At 73.0% G+C, this 23,170-nt stretch carries 19 protein-coding genes; 14 read left to right on the top strand and 5 right to left on the bottom strand.

The window, feature by feature from the left end:
- Nucleotides 1-58: 58 nt before the first annotated feature.
- The 5 genes from gcvT (at nucleotide 59) to AC4BG9_RS13440 (ending at nucleotide 3,997) form a co-directional block, all read left to right on the top strand.
- Nucleotides 59-1,186, top strand: a complete 1,128-nt coding sequence (gene gcvT, locus AC4BG9_RS13460) for a glycine cleavage system aminomethyltransferase GcvT (RefSeq protein ID WP_490571613.1) — start codon at nucleotides 59-61, stop codon at nucleotides 1,184-1,186.
- Nucleotide 1,187: 1 nt separating this feature from the next.
- Nucleotides 1,188-1,442 (top strand): hypothetical protein, encoded by a 255-nt coding sequence (locus tag AC4BG9_RS13455; RefSeq protein ID WP_490571612.1) that lies wholly within the window; start codon nucleotides 1,188-1,190, stop codon nucleotides 1,440-1,442.
- Nucleotides 1,443-1,444: 2 nt separating this feature from the next.
- The gene (locus AC4BG9_RS13450; protein ID WP_490571611.1) at nucleotides 1,445-2,284 is read left to right on the top strand and encodes a PhzF family phenazine biosynthesis protein; all 840 of its coding nucleotides are present in this window, start codon (nucleotides 1,445-1,447) and stop codon (nucleotides 2,282-2,284) included.
- Nucleotides 2,285-2,294: 10 nt separating this feature from the next.
- The gene (locus tag AC4BG9_RS13445; protein ID WP_490571610.1) at nucleotides 2,295-3,107 is read left to right on the top strand and encodes a thymidylate synthase; all 813 of its coding nucleotides are present in this window, start codon (nucleotides 2,295-2,297) and stop codon (nucleotides 3,105-3,107) included.
- A gap of 314 nt (nucleotides 3,108-3,421) precedes the next feature.
- A complete protein-coding gene (locus AC4BG9_RS13440; protein WP_490571609.1) occupies nucleotides 3,422-3,997 on the top strand; it encodes an esterase/lipase family protein in 576 nt (191 codons plus the stop codon).
- A 48-nt stretch (nucleotides 3,998-4,045) separates the two neighbouring features.
- Here the strand turns inward: AC4BG9_RS13440 and AC4BG9_RS13435 are convergent, their stop codons facing one another.
- Nucleotides 4,046-4,753: an aspartate/glutamate racemase family protein gene (locus tag AC4BG9_RS13435; protein ID WP_490571608.1), complete on the bottom strand. Its 708-nt coding sequence runs from the start codon at nucleotides 4,751-4,753 to the stop codon at nucleotides 4,046-4,048.
- A 76-nt stretch (nucleotides 4,754-4,829) separates the two neighbouring features.
- Here AC4BG9_RS13435 and AC4BG9_RS13430 point away from each other — a divergent pair, with 76 nt between their 5' ends.
- The 7 genes from AC4BG9_RS13430 (at nucleotide 4,830) to AC4BG9_RS13400 (ending at nucleotide 12,162) form a co-directional block, all read left to right on the top strand.
- A complete protein-coding gene (locus tag AC4BG9_RS13430) occupies nucleotides 4,830-5,705 on the top strand; it encodes a LysR family transcriptional regulator (RefSeq protein ID WP_490571607.1) in 876 nt (291 codons plus the stop codon).
- A gap of 10 nt (nucleotides 5,706-5,715) precedes the next feature.
- Nucleotides 5,716-6,246, top strand: a complete 531-nt coding sequence (locus AC4BG9_RS13425) for a dihydrofolate reductase (protein ID WP_490571606.1) — start codon at nucleotides 5,716-5,718, stop codon at nucleotides 6,244-6,246.
- On the top strand, nucleotides 6,243-6,653 hold the full coding sequence (locus AC4BG9_RS13420) for an NUDIX hydrolase (RefSeq protein WP_490571605.1): 411 nt from the start codon (nucleotides 6,243-6,245) through the stop codon (nucleotides 6,651-6,653). The genes AC4BG9_RS13425 and AC4BG9_RS13420 overlap by 4 nt, the downstream gene beginning before the upstream one ends.
- Before the next feature lie 12 nt (nucleotides 6,654-6,665).
- Nucleotides 6,666-7,592 carry an LLM class F420-dependent oxidoreductase gene (locus tag AC4BG9_RS13415; protein ID WP_490571604.1) on the top strand — a complete coding sequence of 309 codons (927 nt, stop codon included), beginning with the start codon at nucleotides 6,666-6,668 and terminating at the stop codon, nucleotides 7,590-7,592.
- A gap of 54 nt (nucleotides 7,593-7,646) precedes the next feature.
- Entirely contained in the window at nucleotides 7,647-8,543 is an 897-nt protein-coding gene (dapA, locus tag AC4BG9_RS13410) for a 4-hydroxy-tetrahydrodipicolinate synthase (protein WP_490571603.1), read from the top strand.
- Nucleotides 8,544-8,553: 10 nt separating this feature from the next.
- Nucleotides 8,554-10,245 (top strand): ribonuclease J, encoded by a 1,692-nt coding sequence (locus AC4BG9_RS13405; protein WP_490571602.1) that lies wholly within the window; start codon nucleotides 8,554-8,556, stop codon nucleotides 10,243-10,245.
- A 63-nt stretch (nucleotides 10,246-10,308) separates the two neighbouring features.
- The gene (locus AC4BG9_RS13400; RefSeq protein WP_490571601.1) at nucleotides 10,309-12,162 is read left to right on the top strand and encodes an ATP-binding protein; all 1,854 of its coding nucleotides are present in this window, start codon (nucleotides 10,309-10,311) and stop codon (nucleotides 12,160-12,162) included.
- Here AC4BG9_RS13400 and cydD read toward each other — a convergent pair.
- Genes cydD through AC4BG9_RS13385 form a run of 3 tightly spaced genes read right to left on the bottom strand, consistent with a single transcriptional unit; the run spans nucleotide 12,092 to nucleotide 17,999 of the window.
- Nucleotides 12,092-15,526 (bottom strand): thiol reductant ABC exporter subunit CydD, encoded by a 3,435-nt coding sequence (cydD, locus tag AC4BG9_RS13395; protein ID WP_490571600.1) that lies wholly within the window; start codon nucleotides 15,524-15,526, stop codon nucleotides 12,092-12,094. The genes AC4BG9_RS13400 and cydD overlap by 71 nt on opposite strands.
- A gap of 2 nt (nucleotides 15,527-15,528) precedes the next feature.
- Nucleotides 15,529-16,542: a cytochrome d ubiquinol oxidase subunit II gene (gene cydB / locus AC4BG9_RS13390; protein WP_490571599.1), complete on the bottom strand. Its 1,014-nt coding sequence runs from the start codon at nucleotides 16,540-16,542 to the stop codon at nucleotides 15,529-15,531.
- Between the two features lie 14 nt (nucleotides 16,543-16,556).
- Nucleotides 16,557-17,999: a cytochrome ubiquinol oxidase subunit I gene (locus AC4BG9_RS13385; protein WP_490571598.1), complete on the bottom strand. Its 1,443-nt coding sequence runs from the start codon at nucleotides 17,997-17,999 to the stop codon at nucleotides 16,557-16,559.
- A gap of 142 nt (nucleotides 18,000-18,141) precedes the next feature.
- Here AC4BG9_RS13385 and AC4BG9_RS13380 point away from each other — a divergent pair, with 142 nt between their 5' ends.
- Together AC4BG9_RS13380 and AC4BG9_RS13375 are read left to right on the top strand one after the other, a co-directional pair.
- Nucleotides 18,142-18,543 carry a BlaI/MecI/CopY family transcriptional regulator gene (locus tag AC4BG9_RS13380; RefSeq protein WP_490571597.1) on the top strand — a complete coding sequence of 134 codons (402 nt, stop codon included), beginning with the start codon at nucleotides 18,142-18,144 and terminating at the stop codon, nucleotides 18,541-18,543.
- Nucleotides 18,544-18,548: 5 nt separating this feature from the next.
- Complete coding sequence (locus AC4BG9_RS13375; RefSeq protein ID WP_490571596.1) at nucleotides 18,549-19,421, top strand: M56 family metallopeptidase; 873 nt, start codon at nucleotides 18,549-18,551, stop codon at nucleotides 19,419-19,421.
- Between the two features lie 129 nt (nucleotides 19,422-19,550).
- Here AC4BG9_RS13375 and AC4BG9_RS13370 read toward each other — a convergent pair whose 3' ends face one another.
- On the bottom strand, nucleotides 19,551-23,054 hold the full coding sequence (locus AC4BG9_RS13370; RefSeq protein ID WP_490571595.1) for a M4 family metallopeptidase: 3,504 nt from the start codon (nucleotides 23,052-23,054) through the stop codon (nucleotides 19,551-19,553).
- Between the last annotated feature and the right edge of the window lie 116 nt (nucleotides 23,055-23,170).

The raw sequence follows: 23,170 nt of genomic DNA, 5'->3' as shown, positions 1-23,170 counted from the left end.
CAGGATAACCGCGGGCGCCCACGGACCCACGGGGCCGGGACTGGGGTAGGTTCGCCGTATGGCCGGCACGCAGGACCTCACCCAGTCCCCCCTGCGCCCTCGACACGAGGAGCTCGGCGCCAAGTTCTCGGCGTTCGGCGGCTGGGAGATGCCCCTGGAGTACCCCACCGGCGTGGTCAGGGAGCACACGGCCGTGCGCGAGGCGGTGGGCCTCTTCGACGTCTCCCACCTGGGCAAGCTGCTGGTCAGCGGGCCGGGCGCCGCGGCGTTCGTCAACGACGCCCTGACCAACGACCTCGGCCGGGTCAGCGCCGGGCAGGCGCAGTACACGCTGTGCTGCGACGAGGCGACCGGCGGCATCGTCGACGACCTGATCGCCTACCTCCAGGACGACGAGCACGTGCTGCTGGTGCCCAACGCGGCCAACACCGCCGAGGTGGCGCGCCGGCTCCAGGCCGCGGCCCCCGACGGCGTGCGGATCGCCGATCACCACCGGGACTACGCCGTGCTCGCGGTGCAGGGCCCCTCCTCCGACGAGCTGCTCGCCGCGGTCGGCCTGCCCTCGGGGCACGCCTACATGTCCTTCCTGGAGGCTCCCTGGCCCGCCGGTGGCGACGGCGGCGACGCCGTGGTGGTCTGCCGCACCGGCTACACCGGGGAGCGGGGCTACGAGCTGATCGTCCGCAACGACCTGGCCGTCTCGGTGTGGGACGCGCTGATGGCCGCGGGGGCCGACCTCGGCGTCACGGCGTGCGGCCTGGGGTCGCGCGACACGCTGCGCACCGAGATGGGCTACCCCCTGCACGGCCAGGACATCGGCCCCGACGTGACGCCCCTGGAGGCCAGGCTGGGCTGGGCCGTCGGCTGGGACAAGGAGCGGTTCTGGGGTCGCGACGTGCTGCTGGCCCAGCGGGCCGAGGGGCCGCAGCGGCTGCTGCGCGGGCTGGTGGCGACCGGTCGGGGGATCCCGCGCCCCGGGATGTCGGTGAGCCTGCTGCCCGACGTGCCGTTGTGCGAGATCACCTCGGGCACGTTCAGCCCGACCCTGCGCAAGGGCATCGGCCTGGCCCTGGTGCCGACCCTGGTGGCCGCCGACGCCGAGGTGGGCGTCGACGTACGGGGTCGTCGTGAGATCTTCCAGCTCGTCCGACCGCCGTTCGTCCGATCTGCCGTCCGGGAGGACTGAGATGCTGCCCGACCAGCCGCCCCACTTCCGCACCCCCTCGGACGTCTCACGTCCCTGGCACTGGGCTCTCCTAGCCTCCTCCGGCGACGAGGTGAGCGTGACCGGGGAGTACGCCGACCAGCGCTTCGGCAGCCAGGCCGACGCGGAGTCGTGGGTGGGGGAGTTCTGGGCCGAGCTGGCCGAGCAGGGCGTCGACGAGGTGACGCTCTACGAGAACGACCGGGCCGTCTACGGGCCGATGTCCCTGCACCCCTGAGCATGCTCGAGTTCCGTCAGGTCGACGTCTTCTCCGACCGGTCCTGCGGTGGGAACCCGGTGGCCGTGGTCCACGGGGCCGACGAGCTGGACGACGAGCAGATGGCGGCCTTCGCGCGGTGGACCAACCTGTCGGAGACGACGTTCCTGCTCGAGCCCACCCGGCCCGGCGCCGACTACCGGGTGCGCATCTTCACCGGCAGCGGTGAGCTGCCCTTCGCCGGCCACCCCACCCTGGGCAGCGCCCACGCCTGGCTGGCGGCCGGCGGGGTCCCGGCCCACGACGACCACGTCGTCCAGGAGTGTGCGGCCGGCCTGGTCCGGGTGCGCCGCGGGACGCGCCTGGAGTTCGAGGCGCCGCCGCTGCTGCGCTCGGGCCCGGTGGCCGAGGCGGAGGCCCGTCTGGTCGTGGCCGCCCTGGCGGTGGCCCCCGACCGGGTGGTGGACCTCGCCTGGGTGGACAACGGGCCCGGCTGGGTGGGGGTCCTCCTCGACTCGGCCGAGACGGTCCTCGGGCTCGCCCCGGACTGGGCCGCGCTCGCCGGCCGCAAGATCGGCGTCGTCGGGCCCTACTCCGACGAGGCGGCCGCGAGCACGGGCGTCCGGGTGGAGGTCCGGGCGTTCTTCGACCGGTTCGAGGACCCCGTCACCGGCAGTCTCAACGCCGGCCTGGCGCAGTGGCTGGTGGGGTCCGGGCGGCTCCCCGGCAGCTACGTGGCCGCCCAGGGCACGACGCGGGGGCGCAGCGGCCGGGTCCACCTGACCTCGGAGGGTCCGCGGACCTGGGTGGGTGGGGAGACGGCCACGGTCATCGAGGGCCGCGTGGCGCTCGGGCCGCGCTAGTCTGACGCGCATGCGGGCCTACCTCGATCTCCTCCAGCGGATCCTCGACGAGGGGGTCGAGAAGGGCGACCGGACCGGGACCGGCACCCTGAGCGTCTTCGGCCACCAGATGCGCTTCGACCTCGCCGAGGGCTTCCCGCTGGTGACCACCAAGAAGGTGCACACGCGCAGCGTCTTCGGCGAGCTGCTCTGGTTCCTGCGCGGCGACACCAACGTGAAGTGGCTCCAGGACCGCGCCATCACCATCTGGGACGAGTGGGCCGACGAGAACGGCGACCTCGGCCCGGTCTACGGCTACCAGTGGCGCTCCTGGCCCACGCCCGACGGCCGCCACGTCGACCAGCTCGCCCAGGTGGTCGAGCAGATCCGGCGGGACCCGGACAGCCGGCGGCACGTGGTCAGCGCCTGGAACGTCGCCGACATCCCCGAGATGGCGCTGGCCCCGTGCCACACCATGTTCCAGTTCTACGTCGCCCCCGCCGCCGACGGCGGCCCCGGCCTGCTCTCGTGCCAGCTCTACCAGCGCAGCGGCGACGTCTTCCTCGGCGTCCCGTTCAACATCGCCTCCTACGCGCTGCTGACCCACATGGTCGCCCAGGTGACCGGCCTGCGGGTGGGGCACTTCGTGCACACGCTCGGCGACGCGCACCTCTACCTCAACCACCTCGACCAGGCGCGGCTGCAGCTGACCCGCGAGCCCCGTCCGCTGCCGAGCCTGTGGCTCGACCCCGAGGTGAGGGAGCTGGACGCGTTCGACCTCGAGCACGTCCGGGTCGAGGGCTACGACCCGCACCCGGCGATCAAGGCGCCGATCGCGGTCTGATCGGGTGTGTCCGTGTCGGCGACTGCCATGACGAGCTGACGGGTTCGGAGAAGTCGGGCATCGCGCGCGGCTGCCCAGGAACGTAGGTTCGTGCCATGTTGCGACGGCTCCAGCACTCGGGTGACATCCTCATGGCCACTGCCGGAGTGCGCTCCCGTGCCCGACGGTGCGCGGACGCCGAGTCACTGGCTCGGCCGGCCGGGCCACCCTCGACGTGGACGACCCTGGGCGAGCTCGGGTCCGCCCTCGGCGCCGTCCGCCTGGTGGGAGCGTTGCCGCGCCTCTCGCAGGCTGCGCGGGGCGATGGTCATCTCGTGGTGGACATCCCGGGGTGGCGGGCTCCGGAGCTGTCCGGAGCGCCGTTGCGGCGCTACCTGAACCGGCTGGGGTACGACGCTCGCGGCTGGGGCTTCGGAACCAACACCGGCGACCCGCGCCGCGACGTCACACGCTTGGTACGGCGAGTTCAAGACCTGACGCAGGAGAAGGGCTCACCGGCCTCGCTGATCGGGTGGAGCCTCGGCGGCGTGATCGCCCGCGAGGTGGCACGCCGCCATCCCGAGGCTGTGCGCAGGGTGATCACGTTCGGTACGCCGGTGACCGGCGGAGCGGCGCACACCTCGATCGGTCGCGCCTACGGCCACCGCGCCGACGCGGGTGCCGAGAGGGTTGCTCGACGAATCCACGCAGAGAGACCGATCCAGGTGCCGCTGACGGTGATGTTCTCCAAGCGTGACGGGATCGTGGCTTGGCAGGCCTGTCTCGACGACTCGTCGCCGTACGTGGAGCACATCGAGGTCTCCTCGACCCACCTCGGCATGGGGGTCGACCCGGACGTCTGGGCGATCATCGCCGATCGTCTCGGGACTGCTGCGCCCGGGCCCCGCTGAGCCGAAGGGGACCTCAACGAGGAGACACCCGGTGAGTCCCCGGCCGGCTCAGCGGGTGACGGCGGCGCCGAGCGCGACGTCGGCGGCGTACGCCGCGTGCGCGGCCATCGAGTCGATCAGCGGGACCGGGCTGTCCTCCGGGCCGACCAGGAGCTGGATCTCGGTGCAGGCCAGCACGATCGCCTCCGCCCCCTGCTCGGCCAGCTCGGCGAAGACGTCGGCGTAGGCGGCGCGGGACTCCTCGCGCACCACGCCCAGGGTCAGCTCGGAGAAGATCACCTCGTCGATCCGGGCCCGGGCCTCGGCGGGCGGCACCACGCAGCTCAGTCCGTGCCGGGCGAGCCGGTCGGCGTAGAAGCTCTCCTCCATCACCCAGCGGGTGCCGACCACGCCCAGGGTGCCGAGACCGTCCCGGCTGGCGACCCGGGCGACGGCGTCCCCGATGTGCAGCAGCGGCACGTCCACCGCCGCCTCGACCGCGGGCGCGACCTTGTGCATCAGGTTGGTGGCGATCAGCACGGCCTCCGCGCCCGCGCCCTCGAGCCGGCGCGCCGCGTCGGCGAGCAGCCGGCCGGCGCCCTCCCAGTCCCCGGCCACCTGCATCGCCCGGACCGTGCCGAAGTCGACCGAGGCCAGCAGCAGGTCGGCGCTGTGGTGCCCGCCGAGCTGGCGGGCGACCGCCTCGTTGAGGTGGGTGTAGTAGTCCACGGTCGAGTGCCAGCTCATGCCGCCGAGGATGCCGAGAGGGATCGTCATACGGCCATCGTGCGCCGGGTCGGGGCCATCGGGAACACCCGTTCTTCTTCGGGCACCCATAAGCCATGCTTGGGGGGTGGATCCGCGTCGTGTGCTCATCTTCCGCACGGTCGCCCGGGCGGGGTCGATCAGTGCCGGCGCCCGGGAGCTCGGCTGGACCCAGCCCGCGGTGAGCCAGCACCTGCGCACGCTCGAGCGCGAGGTCGGGGGAGCGCTGCTGGTGCGCGGCTCCGCGGGGGTCGACCTGACCGAGGCGGGCCGCCGGCTGCTGGCCCACGCGGACGCGGTCGCGGCGCACCTCCAAGCCGCCGGCGCCGAGCTCGAGGACCTGGCCCAGCTGCGCACCGGCTCGGCCAGGCTGGCCTCGTTCCCCTCGGGGTCGGCGGTGATCGTGCCGCGTGCCCTGGCCGCGCTGGCCGCCCGCGCCCCGGAGGTCGAGGTCGGGCTGGTGGAGGCCGAGCCGCCGGAGGCCACCGAGCTGGTGCGCAGCGGCGCCGTGGACCTCGCCCTGGTGTTCGGCTACCAGGAGGACCCGACCGAGGAGGCGCTGGTCGCGGTGCCGCTCACCGAGGACCCGATCCGCCTGGTGCTGCCCGCCGGGCACGACCCGGCGCCCGAGGGCCTGCGCGACCTGGCCGACCGGGCCTGGGTCGCCGGCTGCGAGCGCTGCCGCGGGCACCTGGTCGCCTGCGCCGCTCGAGCAGGCTTCGAGCCGCGGATCCGGCACGTGAGCGACGACTACGTGGTGGTCCAGTCGCTGGTGGCGCGGAGCCTGGCGGTGGCCGTGCTCCCGGAGACCGCGCTCGAGGCCTTCCGGCACCCGCGGGTCCGGGTGCTCGACCTGCCCGAGCTGGGCTCGCGCAGCATCCACGTGGTGCACCGCAGCGGCATCGAGCGGGTGCCCGCCGTCGCGGCGCTGCTGGCCGCCCTGCTGACCGAGGGCGCCGGGTAGGGTCGCGGCCGTGGCTGAGCAGCGGGTCGAGCAGCGGGTCGAGCCGAGTGGGCGCGTGGTGGTGGTGGCCGCGTACGGCCGCAACCGGGTGATCGGGGACAGCGGCCGCATCCCCTGGCACCTCCCCGACGACTTCCGGCACTTCAAGGCCGAGACCCTTGGGCACACCCTGGTGATGGGCCGGGCGACCTGGGACTCCATCGGCCGGCCGCTGCCCGGACGGACCACCGTGGTGCTCACCCGCGATCCCGCCTGGACCCCGGGCGAGCTGCCGGAGGAGCAGCGCGACGCGGTGCACGTGGCGCACAGCGTCGAGCAGGCCCTCGAGGTCGCCCGCGGCCTGCCCGGCGACACGGTGGTCGCCGGCGGCGGCGAGCTCTACGCGCAGACCATCCCGCTGGCCACGCACCTGGTGCTCACCGAGGTGCACGACGAGCCGGCGGGCGACGCGTTCTTCCCCGAGATCGACCTCTCCGCCTGGCGGGAGGTCCGCCGGGTGGCCCGCGACGACCTCGACTGGGTGTGGTGGGAGCGGCGATGAGCACGATCGTCGTCTCGGCGGTCGCGTTCGTGCGCGACGGCGCCGTGCTGACGGTGCGCAAGGCAGGCACGTCCCGGTTCATGCTGGTCGGCGGCAAGCCGGAGCCCGGCGAGAGCGCGGAGCAGTGTGCCGTCCGCGAGACCGCGGAGGAGGTGGGCCTGGCGGTCAGCGACCTGCACCTGCTGGGCGAGTTCGTCTCGGAGGCAGCCAACGAGCCGGGGCACACCCTGCACTCCTCCGTCTTCCGCGCCGCCCTGCCCGGGGAGCCGGTGGTCGGCGGCGAGATCGCCGAGCTGCGCTGGACCCGCCTCGACGGCGACTACGACGACCTCGCCCCGATGCTCGAGCAGCACGTCATCCCCGCGCTCCGGGCCGGAGGCGACAGCGAGGGCCCCTCCGCCGTCTGAGATGGTGGTGGCATGGAGCTTCGCATCTTCACCGAGCCCCAGCAGGGGGCGACCTACGACGACCTGCTCGCGGTGGCGCTCGAGGCCGAGCGCCTCGGCTACGGAGCGTTCTTCCGCTCCGACCACTACCTCGGCATGGGCACCGAGGGGCTGCCCGGTCCCACCGACGCGTGGACGACCCTGGCCGGCCTGGCCCGCGACACCAGCACCATCCGGCTCGGCACCCTGATGACCTCGGCCACCTTCCGCCACCCGGGCGTGCTGGCGATCCAGGTCGCCGGTGTCGACCAGATGAGCGGCGGTCGGGTCGAGCTCGGCCTGGGGGCCGGCTGGTTCGAGGCCGAGCACACCGCCTACGGCATCCCCTTCCCCGACACCCGCGAGCGGTTCGACCGCTACGAGGAGCAGCTGGCGATCGTCACCGGGCTCTGGCGCACCCCGGAGGGGGAGAGGTTCACCCACGAGGGTGCCCACTACACGCTGACCGACAGCCCGGCGCTGCCCAAGCCGACGCAGCAGCCCGGCCCGCCGATCCTGATCGGCGGCCTCGGCAAGCGGCGTACCCCCGCCCTGGCCGCCCGCTACGCCGACGAGTTCAACCTCCCCTTCGTGGGCCTGGAGCAGACCCAGGAGCAGTTCGCCCGGGTCCGCGCGGCCTGCGAGGCGATCGAGCGCGATCCCGCCACCCTGACGTGGTCCAACGCGCTGGTGCTCTGCGTCGGCGCCGACGAGGCCGAGGTGGAGCGGCGCGCCGCGGCCATCGGCCGCGAGCCCGCGGAGCTGCGGGAGAACGGCCTGGCCGGCACGCCCGAGGAGGTGGTGGCCAAGATCGGGCAGTACGCGGAGCTCGGCGCGCAGCGTCTCTACCTGCAGGTGCTCGACCTCGCCGACCTCGACCACCTCGGGCTGGTGGCCGAGCAGGTGGCCCCGCACGTCTGAGCCCGGCGGGATCCTTCGCACGGCCGTCGGCGGCGGGGCAGTAGCCTTTCCGTCATGACGACCGCCCCCGCCGCACCCTTCGGCCGCATGCTCACCGCGATGGCGACCGCGTTCCAGGCCGACGGCCAGGTCGACCTGGAGGCGACCGCCCGGATCGCCACCCACCTGGTGGAGAACGGCAGCGACGGAGTGGTCGTCTCCGGCACCACGGGCGAGTCGCCGACCACCACGGTCGAGGAGGACGCCGACATCCTGCGGGCGGTCAAGGACGCGGTCGGCGACCGCGCCACCGTGATCGCCGGGGTCGGCACCAACGCCACCGCCCACTCGGTCGAGCTGACCCGCAACGCGGCCAAGATCGGCGTCGACGGCGTCCTGGTCGTCACCCCCTACTACAACAAGCCGTCGCCGGCGGGGGTGCTCCACCACTTCCGCACCGTCGCCGAGGCCAGCGACCTTCCGGTGATGCTCTACGACGTGCCGGGGCGGGTCGGCATCGGCATCGCGACCGAGGTCCTGGCCGAGGCGATCAGCTGGCCCACCGTGGTGGCGATCAAGGACGCGATGGGCGACCTGGTGCGCGCCAGCCAGCTCGTGCAGATGGGCTACGCGGTCTACTCCGGCGACGACGTGGCGACCCTGGGCTTCCTGGCGCACGGGGCCTGCGGGCTCGTCTCGGTGGTCGGCCACGCCGCCGGCCGCGAGCTGGCGGAGATGATGGACACCTTCCTGGCCGGCGACCACGCCGCTGCCCTGGAGACCTTCAACCGGCTCATCCCGGCCTTCCAGGCGGTCATGGGCGTGCCCAACTACGGGGCCACCACGGCCAAGGCCGCGCTGCAGCTGCTGGGGGTGCTGGACAACCGTCACGTGCGCGGCCCGCTGGTGCCGCTCGACGACGCCGAGTACGCCGCCCTGCGCGACGGGCTCGTCGCCGCCGGCCTGATCTGAGGGGAGCTTCATGTCCCACCCCCATCCTGAGCTCACCGCTCCGGCCCCCCTCGCCGAGGGCGGGCTCCGGGTCATCCCCCTGGGGGGCCTGGGCGAGGTCGGGCGCAACATGACGGTCTTCGAGTACGCCGACCGCCTGCTGATCGTCGACTGCGGGGTGCTCTTCCCCGAGGAGCACCACCCGGGCGTCGACCTGATCCTGCCCGACTTCGAGCCCATCCGGGACCGGCTCGACCGGGTGGAGGCCCTGGTCCTCACCCACGGCCACGAGGACCACATCGGCGCCACGCCCTACCTGCTGCGCGAGCGCGGTGACATCCCGCTCGTCGGCTCCGAGCTCACCCTCGCGCTGCTGGGCTCCAAGCTGCGCGAGCACCGGCTCAAGGAGACCGTGCACCACCAGGTCCGCGAGGGCGACCGCATCTCCTTCGGCCCCTTCGACCTCGAGTTCGTCGCGGTCAACCACTCCATCCCCGACGCGCTCGCCGTGGCCATCCGCACGGGCGCCGGCATGGTCCTGCACACCGGTGACTTCAAGATGGACCAGCTCCCGCTCGACGGCCGGATCACCGACCTGCGGGCCTTCTCCCGGCTGGGGGAGGAGGGGGTCGACCTCTTCCTCACCGACTCCACCAACGCGGAGGTGCCCGGGTTCACCACCCAGGAGCGCGAGATCGGCCCCGTCCTGGACCGGGTCTTCCACCAGAGCAGCAAGCGGATCATCGTGGCCTGCTTCGCCTCGCACGTGCACCGCGTCCAGCAGGCGCTCGACGCGGCGGTCGCGCACGACCGCAAGGTCGCCTACGTGGGGCGGTCGATGGTGCGCAACATGCAGATCGCCAAGGACCTGGGCTACCTCACCGTCCCGCCGGGGGTGCTGGTCGACGCCAAGGAGCTCGCGGAGCTGCCACCGGAGCGGCAGGTGCTCATCTCCACCGGCTCCCAGGGCGAGCCGCTCTCGGCGCTGAGCCGGATCGCCCAGCGCAGCCACAGCTTCGTGCACATCGAGGAGGGCGACACGGTGGTCCTGGCCAGCTCGCTCATCCCCGGCAACGAGAACGCCGTCTTCCGGGTGATCAACGGACTGGCCCGCTGGGGCGCGCACGTGGTGCACAAGGGCAACGCGCTCGTCCACGTCTCCGGTCACGCCAGCGCCGGGGAGCTCCTCTACTGCTACAACATCGTCAAGCCTCGCAACGTGATGCCGGTGCACGGCGAGATCCGCCACATGCACGCCAATGCGGCCCTGGCCCGGGCCACGGGCGTCCCCCCCGAGCACGTGGTCGTGGTCGAGGACGGGGTCGTGGTGGACCTGGTCGACGGCGAGGTCGCCGTCGCGGGCAAGGTCGAGTGCGGCTACGTCTTCGTCGACGGGACCTCGGTCGGCGACGTCACCGAGACCTCGCTCAAGGACCGGCGCATCCTCGGCGAGGAGGGGTTCATCTCGGTCATCGTGGTCGTCGACTCCGTCACCGGGAAGGTCTCCGGCGGGCCGGAGATCCAGGCCCGCGGGTTCGCCGAGGACGAGGCCACCTTCGACGAGGTCAAGCCGGCGATCGTCGACGCGCTCGACCGGGCGGTGGCCGACGGGGTCACCGACTCCTACCAGCTCCAGCAGACCGTGCGCCGCGTTGTGGGTCGCTGGGTGAGCAAGACCCACCGCCGGCGCCCGATGATCATCCCGGTGGTCCTGGAAGCCTGAGCCGCACCGGGTGCGTCGATGCGCCCTCCGGGGGCGCTCGTCCCCCTAGACTCCCGGCGGGACGTGCGAGGGACGCTGCCCAGGAGGTGCTTCGACGTGCTCGACGGTGGCAGCCGCACCCAGGGCATGGCGCGCCTCTACGACCTGATGCGTCGCGTCCACTCCTCCGCCGACACCGCGCAGGTGCTCGACGAGATCGCCCGGGGGGTGACCGAGGGCCTGGGGTTCGGCATCGCGGCCATCTCCCGCCTGGACGGCGACGAGCTGGTCACCACCACCTTCGCCGGGCCCGAGGAGCAGCGGCCCTTCATCATCGGCCGACGCCGTCCGGTCCGGCTGATCCTCGAGGAGTTCGTGGTCGGGGACGAGTGGGGGATCCTGCGCTACGTGCCTCGGGGCCGCGTCTCCCAGGAGGCCCTGGAGGGGATGTGGATCCCGGACTACGAGCCGGTGGACGCCCCCGACGCCTGGCACCCCGAGGACGCCCTCTACGCGCCCTTCTACGCCGCGACCGGCGAGATGCTCGGCATCATGGCGGTCGACCTGCCCCCCGGTGGCCGGATCCCCGACCGGGAGCAGCGCGAGCTGCTGGAGATGTTCGTGATCCAGGCCGGTATCGCCCTCGCCAACGCCCAGCACCGCGGGCGGATGGCGGAGCGGGTGGCGGTGGGGGAGATGCTCAAGCAGGTGGCCCTGGCCGGCAACCTCGGCGACCTGGACATGGTGATCCAGCAGGCGGCCAGGGCGATCACGCACGGCCTCGGCGTGGCCCAGACGTTCCTGCGCTGCTTCCCCGAGAGCCCCGGCGGGGTGGGGGAGCACGCGGCCGGGCACCCGCTCCCGAACCCGCGCTCCGCGGCCGTCCACGGGCTGCGCGGCGACATGGCCAAGCTGCTGGAGTCCGGCGACGAGGTGACGGTCGACGTGCACGTCGACGACGAGGCGAGCGAGTCGCTGCCGAACAGCTTCGCGGTGCTCCAGGACAGGCTGAGCCTGGTCCGGGCCACCCGGGCGGTCGTCACCCCGATGCACGTGGGCGCCGACCTGCTGGGCTACGTGGTGGTGATGCAGGGCTCCGACCAGCCGCGCCTCACCACCGTCCAGCGCGACGCGCTGGCGGAGGTCGGGCGCGCCCTGGGGCAGCTGGTGCTCAACGCGAGGCTGCGCAGCACCGAGCAGATGCTGGTCGCCGAGCTCCAGGAGCTCGACCGCTACAAGGGTGAGCTGATCGCCACGATCTCCCACGAGCTCAAGACCCCGCTGACCTCGATCATCGGCCACACCGAGCTCCTCGAGGACGGCGGCGCCCCCGCCCGGTCCCTGTCGGCCATCACCCGCAACGCCCAGCGCCTGCAAGGGCTCATCGACAACCTGCTCAGCTACTCCCGGGTGCAGGAGCAGCGCGAGGCCGCCCGTCGCGTCGTCGACCTGACCGAGGTGGTCGAGGCGGTCGTCGAGCCGCTCGGGCTGCAGATCGAGCGTGGCGGCCTCTCCTGGGAGCTGTACCGACCCGAGCACCCCGTCACCGTGCTGGGAGACCCGGAGGAGCTGAGGCGGGTGCTGGAGAACCTCTGCACCAACGCCGTGAAGTACTCCCGACCCGGGGGACGGGTCAGCGTCCGGGTCGACCGCGACGGCCGGTTCGCCCGGGTGGCGGTCACCGACCGTGGGCTGGGGATCTCCCGGCAGGACCAGGCGCACCTCTTCTCGCCCTTCCACCGCTCCTCCAACCCCGAGGCGCTGTCGGTGCCCGGCACCGGGCTGGGGCTGGCGATCTCACGCCGCATCGCGGAGCTCCACGACGGCAGGATCGAGGTCGTCTCCGCGCTCGGCGAGGGGAGCACCTTCACCCTGCGACTGCCGCTGCACCCTCCCGCGGACGCGCGCTCCGGTGCCGTGCCTGTCCCCCCAGGCTGACGACCTCGTCCATCGACTCCAGCCCGATCCGGCCGTGGGTGATCCACAGCACCGAGCGCCCGGTGCGGTCCAGCAGCGACTCGGTGACCGCGCGGGCGGTCGCGGAGTCCAGGTGGGCGGTGGGCTCGTCCAGGACCAGCACCGGCTGGTCGGCCAGCACCGCCCGGGCCAGGGCCAGCCTGGCGCGCTCGCCGCCGGAGACGTGGGCGTGCCCCTCGCCGAGCATGGTGGCCAGGCCGTGCGGCAGGGAGTCGACCCAGTCGCCCAGGCGGGCCTCCGCCAGCGCCCGTCGCACCGCCTCGTCGTCCGCGTCGGGGCGGGCGAGCCGCACGTTCTCGGCCAGGGTGGTGGTGAAGACGTAGGGGTCGTCGTCGACGAGCCCCACGCGGGCGCGCAGCTGCCCCGGGTCGAGCCGTCGTGCGGCGACGCCGTCCCAGCTCACCTCGCCCCGGTGCGGGTCGAGGAAGCGCATCAGCAGGGCGGCGACGGTGGACTTGCCCGACCCGCTGGGGCCGACCAGGCCCACGCGGGCGCCGGCGGGCAGGTCGAGGGAGAGGTCCGAGAGGACCGGGTGGTCGCCCCAGCCGGCGCTGACCTCGTGCAGCGAGCCGGCCGGGTGGGCGCTCAGCACGTCCTTCAGCGGGTCCGGGTCGACCAGCACGGCGGGGGGCTGTGCGGTGAGGTGGTCGAGGCGCTCGGCCGCGGCGCGGGTGCGCACCGCGACGGCCCCCGCGTCCGCCAGCGGGAGGAAGACGTCCTGGAGGGCCAGCGGCAGCATCACCAGCAGGGCGGTCATCGCGGCGGAGAGCTCGCCGGCGGACAGCGGACCGGTCAGGCTCCACGCCATCACCAGCACCCCGGCGCCGCAGGCGACGCCGGCCAGGGTGCGGGCCCCGGCGGTGGTCCGCACCGAGCTCACGGCCGCCGCACCGACCTCGTCGCCGGCCGCGTCGAGGTCGTCGAGTGCGCGGCCGGTCGCCTGCCAAAGCTCCAGCTGGCGCAGGCTGTGGAGCACCGACTCCACCCGGGCCGAGAGGTCCGCGCGGGCCCGGACGAAGGCGGGCTCGGCCCGCCGCACCCCGACCAGCGCGACCAGGTGGCCCGCCGCGGCCAGCAGGCACGTCCCGGCGACGACCAGACCGGCCACCGGGTGGGCGAGCGCGGCCAGGAGCGTGGCGCCCACGCCCACCGCCAGGGAGGTCAGCCGGGGCTGACGGACCCGGAGCTGCTCGTCGACCAGGGCGTCCACGTCGTCGACGACCTGGGTGAGCAGGTCGCCGCGGCGGGTGCCGAGGCGTCCCGGCACCAGGGGCAGGAGCGCGTCGTAGACCTGGGCGCGGCGCTCGGCCAGCAGCCGCAGCGCGGCGTCGTGGCTGACCAGACGCTCGGCGTAGCGCAGCACGGGGCGGGCGATGCCGAAGGTCCGGACCGCCACGATGGCCATCATCAGCATCAGGACCGGCGGGTGCTCCGCGGCCCGGGTGATCAGCCAGGCGGCGGTGGCCGTCAGGGCCACTCCGGAGGCCACGGAGAGCGCGCCCAGCGCGGTCCCGGTGCGCAGCCCGAACCGGCCGGGCGCGTCGGGGGCCGTGGCCGTCTCGGGGAGCCGGCCCGCGGGACCGGCGGGGAGGGGCAGGGGGCCGGCACCGCTCGGGTCGGAGTCCGGGCCCGGCTCGACGTCGTGCTGCCGGCTGCCCTCGAGGGGGAGGGTCTCGGGCGGGGTCAGCTCGACGACCTGGTCGGCGACCTCCAGGACGGCGGGCCGGTGGGCCACCACCACCACCAGGGCGTCGCGGGCGAGCTGGCGGAGGGTGCGCAGCAGGACCGCCTCGGTGAGGTCGTCGAGGTGGGCGCTGGGCTCGTCGAGCAGCACCACCTTGCGGTCGGCCAGTACCACCCGGGCCAGGCCCAGGCGGGCACGCTGGCCGGCCGAGAGCCCGGCGCCGTCGTCGCCCAAGCGGGTCTGGAGACCGAGGGGGAGGGCACGCACCGTGTCCTCGAGGTCGAGCGCGGCCAGGGCCCGCCACAGCGACGCCTCGTCGGCCCCGGGACGGCCCACGCGCAGGTTCTCAGCGATGCTGGCCGCGGTCAGCCACGGCCGCTGGGGCGCGGTGGCGACGGTGGCGCGCCACGCGGCGAGGCGGTCCCGCCGCAGCGGAGCCCCCTGCACCAGCACCGCGCCGGTGGAGGTCTCGAGCTCGCCGGCCAGCAGTGCCAGCAGGGTGGACTTGCCGGCCCCGGACGGGCCGGCGATCGCGACCAGCCCGGTGTCGGGGAAGTGGACGGTGTGCGGGGCGAGCGCCGGGTGGGCGCGCCCGGGATAGGTGAGGCTCACGCCGGAGGCGGCGAGCGAGACCGGGCCGGTCAGGGGGGCCGCGTCACTCTCGTCCTCGGTGGGCGCCTGGTCGAGCAGCCGGGTGGCCGCCTCGAAGGTGGCGGTGCCCTCGGCGGCGGAGTGGAACTCCGCCCCGACCCGACGCCAGGGCCAGTAGGCCTCGGGGGCGAGGAGCAGGACGATCAGGGCGGTCTGGAAGTCGATCCCGGAGGCGGCCAGGCGCAGGCCCACGCAGACCGCGACCAGGGCGACCGAGAGCGTGGCGATCAGCTCGAGCGCCGCGGAGGAGACGAAGGCGATCCGCAGCGTGTCCATGGTGGCGCGGCGGTAGCGGCCGGTGATGGCCCTGATCGACTCGGCCTGCGCGTCCGCCCGGCGGTGGGCCACCAGGGTGGGGAGACCGCGGACGACGTCGAGGAAGTGGCCCGACAGGGTGGCGAGCTGGCGCCACTGCCGGGCGGCGCGGTCCTGGGTGTTGAGCCCGATCAGGATGGCGAAGGCCGGCACCAGCGGCAGGGTGGCCAGCACGATGAGCCCGGAGATCCAGTCGAGCCAGAAGATCGCGGCCACGGTGGCGGCCGGCAGCACCGCGGCCAGGACCAGCGAGGGGAGGTAGCGGGTGAGGTAGGGCTCCACCGCGCTCATCCCGCGGGTGGCCAGGGTGGCCAGCTCGCCGGTGCGGTGGCGCGAGAGGGTGATCGGCTCCATCCGGGCCGCCGCCTCGAGCAGCCGGCGGCGCAGCGTGGTGGAGACCGCCGCCGCGGCCCGGGCGCCGCTGACGTCGACGACGTAGGAGCACAGTGCCCGGCCCAGGACGACCAGCGCCACGGCCAGGGCGGGGTCCCGGAGCCCGGCCGCCCACCCGGCGCCGCCGGGGTCGTCGACGAGCCGCACGATGAGGTACCCGACGGCGAACGCCTGGGCGACCGCGAGCAGGCCGCCGAGCACCCCCGCCACCAGGCCCGACGCCAGGTGGCGCCGGGCCGGCAGCAGGTGTGGCAGCAGGGCCGGGTCGAGCGGCTTGGCCACGGTCAGCGACCCACGGAGGCGGCCTCGGGGATGCTGGCGGTGCTGATCCGCTTGCGGAACACCCAGTAGGTCCAGGCCTGGTAGCCCAGGACGATCGGGGTGAAGATGACGGCCACCCAGGTCATCACCGTCAGCGTGTAGCTCGTCGCGGCCGCGTTGGTGGTGGTGAGCGAGAAGGCCGCGTCGGTGGTGGAGGGCATGACGTCGGGGAAGAGCGCCAGGAAGAGCCCGGCCACCGCCAGCGCGATGGTGACGAAGGTGCCGATGAAGGCCCATCCCTCGCGGGCGGCCCGGTTCATCACCAGCGCGCCGATCAGGGCGAGCGCGGCCAGGGCGAAGGCCACGGCCGAGAACGCGTCGCCGGTGCGCAGCTGGATCCAGAGCATGAAGACGACCGCCAGGCCCGCGGCGAGCAGGCCGAGACGCTCGGCCAGGTCCCGGGCACGGTGCCGGATCTCGCCGTCGGTCTTGAGGGCGATGAAGAGGGCGCCGTGGGTGGCGAAGAGGGCGGCGGTGACCGCCCCGCCGAGCAGGCCCAGCGGGTTGAGCAGGGTGAAGAGCGTGCCGGTGAACTCCTTCTCGGCGTCGATCGGCACCCCCGCCACGATGTTGGCGAACGCCACGCCCCAGAGCACGGCCGGCAGCCAGGAGCCGACGATGGCGGCGAGGTCCCAGCGTGCGCGCCACCGGTCGTCGTCCCGCTTGCCGCGGTACTCGAAGGCCAGGTTGCGGATGATCAGGGCGACCAGGATGAGGAGCAGCGGGAGGTAGAACCCGCTGAAGAGCGTCGCGTACCACTCGGGGAAGGCGGCGAACGTGGCGCCGCCGGCCACCAGGACCCAGACCTCGTTGCCGTCCCACACGGGCCCGATGCTGTTGTACATGACGCGGCGCTCGCGCTCGTCGCGCGCCAGGACCGGCAGGAGCATGCCGACCCCGAAGTCGAAGCCCTCGAGGGTGAAGTAGCCGATCCACAGGATCGCGATGAGGGCGAACCAGACGGTGGTGAGTTCCATGCTGTGTCTCTCCCTCAGTAGGCGAATGCCATGGGACGGTCGTCGTCGGAGCCCCCGATGGGCACCTCCGGGGGCTCGGAGAAGGGGTCCGCGCCGCGCTTGGTGTACTTCACGAGCAGCCCGAGCTCGACGACGGCGAGCAGGGCGTAGAGCAGGGTCAGGACGATCAGCGAGGTCGCCGCCTCGAAGACGCTGACGCCGGGGGAGACGCCGGACTCAGTGGTCATCAGGCCGAAGACGACCCACGGCTGGCGGCCCATCTCGGTGAAGATCCAGCCGAACGAGTTGGCCGCGACGGCACCGATCGGCAGGGCGAGCCCGAGCAGCCCGAGCCACCGGCCCGTGGGGGTGCGGCCCCGGCGGGTCGCCCACAGCAGGACCGCCGCGCCCGCGGCCACCGCGAAGCCCAGACCCATCATGAACCGGAAGGACCAGTAGGTCACCGGGATCACCGGCACGTAGTCACCCGCGTGGTAGTACGCCGCGCCCGGGTCCTGGCCGAACTCCTCGGCGTACTGCTCGCGCAGCTGGTTGATCCCCTGGACCTCGCCGTCGAAGGTGCCGGTGCCCAGGAACGAGAGGAGCCCGGGGACCTCGATGATGTGCTTGGGGTCGGAGCCGTCGAGCCTGCCGAGGGTGAGCACCGAGAAGGGGGCCTTGCTGGTGGTGTCGTAGAGGGCCTCGGCCGCCGCCATCTTCATGGGCTGGACCTCGGTCATGATCTTGCCCTGGATGTCGCCGGAGACGGTGACGCCCAGACCGGCCACCAGGGCGGTGACCGCGCCGATCCGGATCGCCTTGCGGTAGAGCGGCTGGTCGTCGCGGTGACGCCTGCTGACGTAGAGGTAGGCGCCGACGCCGGCCATGAACGCACCTGCGGTCATGTAGGCGGCCAGCACCACGTGCGGGAAGGTGACGAGCTGGACCTTGTTGAACATCACGGCCCAGAAGTCGACGAGCTCGGCTCGTCCGTTCTCGGCGTTGTAGGTGTAGCCCACCGGGTTCTGCATCCAGCTGTTGGCGGCCAGGATGAAGTAGGCCGAGGCGAGGGTGCCCAGGTGGACCAGCCACATGCACGCGGCGTGCAGGGCGCGCGGCAGCTTGTCCCAGCCGAAGATCCACAGGCCCAGGAAGGTCGACTCCAGGAAGAAGGCGAGGAGGCCCTCGATGGCCAGGGGCGCCCCGAAGACGTCGCCGACGAACCGCGAGTAGTCCGACCAGTTCATCCCGAACTGGAACTCCTGCACGATCCCGGTCACCACGCCGAGGGCGAAGTTGATCAGGAAGAGCTTCCCGAAGAACTTCGTCAGCCGCAGGTACTCCTCCTTGCGGGTCCGCACCCAGGCGGTCTCCAAGCCGGCGATCAGCGCCGTGAGGCCGATCGTGAGCGGTACGAAGAGGAAGTGATACACGGTGATGATGCCGAACTGCCACCGTGCGATCTCGAGGACGTCCACCTTGCCTCCAGGCTGTGGGAGCTGGTGCCGTCGTGGATTGCGACGGCGAACGAATCCTACGACACGTAGTACTGCATGCGTAGTACGTCTCGTGTAGTACGTAAACAGTAGTACTACTTGTGTGCGTAGGTATGCTGGGGGGGTGCGGAAGACAAAGAGAGCCTCGACAGGGGGCAAGACCGGACTCGGCGACCTCGAGCGGGCCGTCATGGACGTGCTGTGGGACCTCGATGCCGGGGAGGACACCACGGTGCGCGAGGTGCACGCCCGGATCTCCGAGAGCCGCGACGTCGCCTACACCACCGTGATGACGGTGATGGACCGGCTGGCGCGCAAGGAGCTGGTGGTGCAGCAGAAGGACGGGCGCGCCTACCGCTACCGGGCCCGCGCGACCCGCGCGGAGATGACCGCCGACCTGATGCGCGACACCCTGGCCGACCTCGGCAGCAGTGAGCGGGCTCCCGCACTGGTGGCATTCGTGGAGGATGCTTCCGCCGAAGACCTGGCCGCGTTGCGGAAGGCATTGGACGCCCTGGGAGACTGACCTCCATGGAGTTCACGCCCCTGGTGCTGGGGCTGCTTTCGGTCGCCCTGGCGGGGCCCGTCCCTGCCCTGATGGCCCGGTCCTCCCGACTGCACCTGACCCCCTTCGCAGCCATGGTGCTCTGGCAGGCCGTCGCCCTCGCCTCCGTGCTGGCCGCCCTGGGCGCCGGCCTCTCGCTGGCCACCGGGCAGACCCTGCGGGACGAGCCCGGGCCCGTCCGTCTCGGTGTCGCCGTCGTGGCGTTGAGCGTGACCCTGGTGGTGACCGCGCGACTGCTCCTCTCCGGTCACCGGGTCGGCACCACGCTGCGGTCGTTGCGCCGCGACCACCGTGAGCAGGTCGACCTGGTCGCGGGCCGCCACGAGGACCTGCACGTGCTCGAGCACGACGTCCCGGTCGCCTACTGCCTGCCGGGGGTGGCACGCTCCCGCGTGGTCATCTCGGCCGCCGCCATGAAGAGCCTGGAGACGGCCCAGCTGGCCACCGTCCTCGCTCACGAGCGGGCGCACCTGGCCGCTCGCCACGACCTCGTCCTTGAGGCGTTCACCGTCCTGCACCGGGCGTTCCCCCGCTGGGTCTCCAGCGACGCGGCGCTGCGTGAGGTGCAGCTGCTCGTCGAGCTGCTCGCCGACCGGGCGGCCCTCAAGGTGGGCCGCCCCCACGACCTGGGCGCCGCTCTGCTGTCGATGGCCCACGGCCGGGTCCCCGCCGGCTCCATGGGCGCGGCGGGCTCGGACCTGGTCGAGCGGGTCCGGGTGCTCGCGGACCCCAGGCGCCGCCCGGTGCAGGGCGCCTCCCTGGTCCTCGCCTCCTGGGCGGTCCTGGTGCTGCCGACCGCGCTCGTCGTGGCTCCGTGGCTGCTGGGCCTGCACGGCTGAGGAGGCCAGGGGTCAGGTTCCCAGGGCTGAGGCCCAGGGGTCAGCTCTCCTCGGGTGAAGGTCCCGACGCAGGACGGGCCCCGTCGGAGACCTGCTCCGACGGGGCCCGCCCTGGTGTCGCTGTTCCGGTCAGCGCCTGACCCGGAAGGTCAGCCTGTCCCGACTGCCGTCGACCTCGTCGGAGCCGACGTACCTGGCCACCAGGCGGTGCTTGCCCGGTCGCAGGCGGGTGGAGACCTTGAGGACGAGCCTGCCCTTCCTCAGCTTGGCGGTGCCCACCTTCTTGCCGTCGATCTTGACGACGACCCGTCCGGTGGCCGTGCCGGTCTCGGCCTTGACCCGGACGACGACCCGGAACCCCTGGCGGGCCCGCGGGGCCTTCGGGCGGACCTTGGCCGTGGTCTCGGAGTCGCTCCGGCCCTGCTCCGGCGGGACGCCCGGGCCCGGGGTCGGGCCCGGGGTCGGGGCCGGGGGCGTGGTCGGCCCGGGCGAGGGAGTCGGCACCGGCTCGCCGGGCGCGACGACGGTGACGACGACGTCCGCCGAGCCCTTGGCCTGGGCCGCGTCGCCCGAGTAGGTCACCCGCATCGTGCGAGTGCCCACCGGCAGGTCGGCCGGCAGAGCGATCGTGGCAGCACCGCGGTCCAGCTCGGCCTCGCCGACGGTCCGGCCGCCCTCGTCGGTCAGCACGACGTCACCGGTGGGGGCGGAGCCGACGCTGCCGTTGCGCTCCACCGTGACGGCCACCGCGGAGGGCTGGCCGAAGACGGTGGGCTGGTGGGTCGCGACGACCGAGACCGGCAGCTTGCAGTCGAGGATCTCGATGTCGTCGACGTACCAGCCGTCGATGCCACCGCACCCGTCACGACCGATGTCGAACCGGAGCTGGACCGTGTCGCCCGGCTCCACACCGGCGGCTGCGAGGTCGACCTGGGACTGTGCCCAGGAGCCCTTCACCTCGCCACCGTCCGTGCCGGAGAAGCCCTCCTCGCCGGCCAGCGGGTTGGTGTTGCCCTGCCCGACGGTGCTGAGCGTGCCGGGTGCGTTGAAGACGTAGGCGTCGGCCGGGATGACCTCGAAGGGTCCCCCGTCGATGCTGATCTTCACGTTGCCGCCGTCGTAGCCGGCCTCGGTCGCCACGTTGTGGTCGAACGCGAGTCGCGGGGTCCGAAGCCGCCCGGGCATCTCGACGATCGGGGAGACGATCGAGTTGCGGCTGGAGAAGTCGTTGCCGCCCGCTCCCTCGCCCGAGCAGTCGCCGAGGTCCGGCGTCGGGCCGTAGGCCACCTTGGAGGTGTTGCCGTCCACGCCCGCGCGCGACACCCACGGCCTGCCGTAGCTGCCGTAGTAGCCGTCGGCCTCCCAGGCGGCGAGCTCCTCGCCGGTGCCCCAGCCCTGGAGCCCGTCCTCGAAGTCCTCGCTCCACAGCGCCTCGGTCACGAAGCCCTCCCCGCACAGGGACGGGGCGTTCGGGTCGAGGAGCGGCTGGAAGTCGCAGCGCACCGGGTCGGTGCGCATCTCCACCGCCGCCACCGCTGCCTGGATCGAGGCGCAGTCGGCCGTCGTGAGGGGGGCGGTCGCCAACGCTCCGGCCCCCGGCTCGGTGGTCAGCCGGTTGATCGGCCTCCCGACGAGGTCCGCGCAGGACCTCTCGAGCGCGTCGGCCATGTCGACGAAGTTCGACGCCGGGGTGAGGTACGCCGACTGGGCGCGCCACCACACGTTGGCTGCCTTGTCGAGGCCGATGCCGTCGATGGTCCGGCCGTTGTAGTCCCCGCCGTCGACGACCAGCGCGTAGGCGTGGTTGGGCACGCCCGAGTTGCTGTGGACGCCGCCGGCGTCGGTGAACGCCGGGTCGCACTTGTACTCAGCGTCCGTGACCTTGCCCGGGTCGCCGTAGCAGGTGGGCGACCACATGTCGCGGATCGCGCCGCCGAAGGCGGTCGACTTCTCACCCATGAGCCACCGGGTGCTGATGGCGCGCTCGGTGGTGTCCTCCGCCGCGATGGTGACGGTGGCCGTGCCGGCCTGCTTGAAGCGGACGCCGTCGGCCTGGGTGACCATGACGCCGGGGATCCCCGCCTCGCCGGAGGCGACCGTCGGGAAGTCGACGTTGTTGTTGCCGATCACCAGCCCGGTCGCACCAGCGGCCTCCGCGAGGGTCACCTTCTCCTGGAAGGTGCAGGTCCCGCGGTCGACGTAGGCGAACTTGCCGGCGACCGCGGCCGCGTTGGTGTAGGCCGAGCAGCCGTCGGTGGGGGAGGGGCCAGCGGGGTCGGCGGCGTCCCGGGCCACCACCACGTCGGTGGTCAGCGGGGTGGTGGAGAAGCCGTCGCCGAACGCCGCCTCGACGGCGTTGCACTCACCGGCGACCGAGGCGGGCGCGGTGATCGCCATCTCGATGCCGGCAGGGGCGGTCGTCTCGCAGCCGTCGGCACGACGGGTGGTGAAGTCCTCGTCCTCGTCCTCGCGCCCGTTGATGATGTCCAGCGTCTCGCCCCAGACGTCGGAGTAGGACTCGTTGAGCGCGCCCGACTGGTACTGGTAGATCAGCCCGGAGGTGTACTCGGTGTAGGCGTGGCCCCACTCGTGCGAGACCACGTCGTCGGAGGTGACGCCGTTGCAGTAGTTGGTGGTGGTGCCGTTCCAGTTGGCGTTGGGGCACCGGATCCGGGGGTCGTTGTTGACGGTCTTCATCGTCGCCCCGGCCCCGTCGTAGGAGTCGCGGCCGAAGGCGTTGGCGAAGAGCCAGTAGGACTCGCCGGCGGAGGTCACCAGGTTCTGCTGGTCGACGTTGAGGCCGCCGGGGAACTCGTCGCCCTCCTCCCAGACGGGAGTGGTGCCGGGGTTGAGCTCGTAGAGCTCGCGGTCCAGCGCGTCGTGGACCATCGACCAGCGGTTGAGGATCTTGAGGTGGTCGGCGTCGAGGAAGACGACGTCGCGGATGCTGGAGCCGTTGGAGACCTCCACCTGGTAGGCCAGGACGCTCTCGCCCGGCTCGCCCTTGGTGAGGCCCTTGCGGTAGACGAAGAGCCGGGGGTCGGACGCGCGCACGCCACTGGTGTCAGCCCGGCCCTTGCCCTCGGACTTGGCGGGGGGATCGGAGCGCACCCACTCCTCGGCGATCCGTGCGGCGTCGGCCGGCGAGGCGCCGGGCTCCACGTCGAGGTCGAGGTCCGGTGCCGCGTGGCCGCTGACGGCGGTCAGGTCGCCCTCGGCGTCGAGGTTGACCTTGAGGGCCGCGCCGAAGACCTCGACCCCGCGGTAGCTCTGGGTGTAGGTCACGGTGGTGCCGTGGGCGCCGGAGGTGACACTCTGCTGCGCCAGCTCGGCCGGGCGAGCGCCGAAGGCGGCGCCGTACTTGTCGAGGTAGGACTCGGCCTTGGCGACGGCGCTGCGGCGCGAGTCGGCGTCGACCGAGGGGAGGAGGTCGCCACCGCCCTTCACGGTCAGGAACGCGATCTTCCCGGTGGCGTCGGAGCGGGTGGCGGCGACGGTGCCCTGGGCTTCCTGCTTGATCTTGGCGACCAGGCCCTCAGGCCCCGTCGGTGCTGCTTGGGCCGGCAGGAGGGGAGCGGTCACGAGACCGGCCCCCACCACCGCCAGCGCAAGCCCCTGCTTGAGGAGCTTCACGTGCGACTTCCCTTCGAAGAAGTGATTCAGCCCACCCGAGAGACGGTGGTGCGGTCACCCTAAGGACGGGCTTGGCACAGGTAAAGAGCGGTTTGCAAACTTTGTGTAACGAGTTG

Source organism: Nocardioides sp. Z40_12, assembly GCF_058215795.1.
Note: the sequence above shows the minus strand (reverse complement) of the source record. Positions and strands in the feature narration are given on the sequence as shown.

Bases quoted from the DNA above. Each gene is read 5' to 3' on its own strand.
- gcvT (WP_490571613.1), top strand. From the start codon at position 59: ATGGCCGGCACGCAGGACCTCACCCAGTCCCCCCTGCGCCCTCGACAC.
- AC4BG9_RS13455 (WP_490571612.1), top strand. From the start codon at position 1,188: ATGCTGCCCGACCAGCCGCCCCACTTCCGCACCCCCTCGGACGTCTCA.
- AC4BG9_RS13450 (WP_490571611.1), top strand. From the start codon at position 1,445: ATGCTCGAGTTCCGTCAGGTCGACGTCTTCTCCGACCGGTCCTGCGGT.
- AC4BG9_RS13445 (WP_490571610.1), top strand. From the start codon at position 2,295: ATGCGGGCCTACCTCGATCTCCTCCAGCGGATCCTCGACGAGGGGGTC.
- AC4BG9_RS13435 (WP_490571608.1), bottom strand. From the start codon at position 4,753: ATGACGATCCCTCTCGGCATCCTCGGCGGCATGAGCTGGCACTCGACC.
- AC4BG9_RS13420 (WP_490571605.1), top strand. From the start codon at position 6,243: ATGAGCACGATCGTCGTCTCGGCGGTCGCGTTCGTGCGCGACGGCGCC.
- AC4BG9_RS13415 (WP_490571604.1), top strand. From the start codon at position 6,666: ATGGAGCTTCGCATCTTCACCGAGCCCCAGCAGGGGGCGACCTACGAC.
- dapA (WP_490571603.1), top strand. From the start codon at position 7,647: ATGACGACCGCCCCCGCCGCACCCTTCGGCCGCATGCTCACCGCGATG.
- AC4BG9_RS13405 (WP_490571602.1), top strand. From the start codon at position 8,554: ATGTCCCACCCCCATCCTGAGCTCACCGCTCCGGCCCCCCTCGCCGAG.
- cydB (WP_490571599.1), bottom strand. From the start codon at position 16,542: ATGGAACTCACCACCGTCTGGTTCGCCCTCATCGCGATCCTGTGGATC.
- AC4BG9_RS13375 (WP_490571596.1), top strand. From the start codon at position 18,549: ATGGAGTTCACGCCCCTGGTGCTGGGGCTGCTTTCGGTCGCCCTGGCG.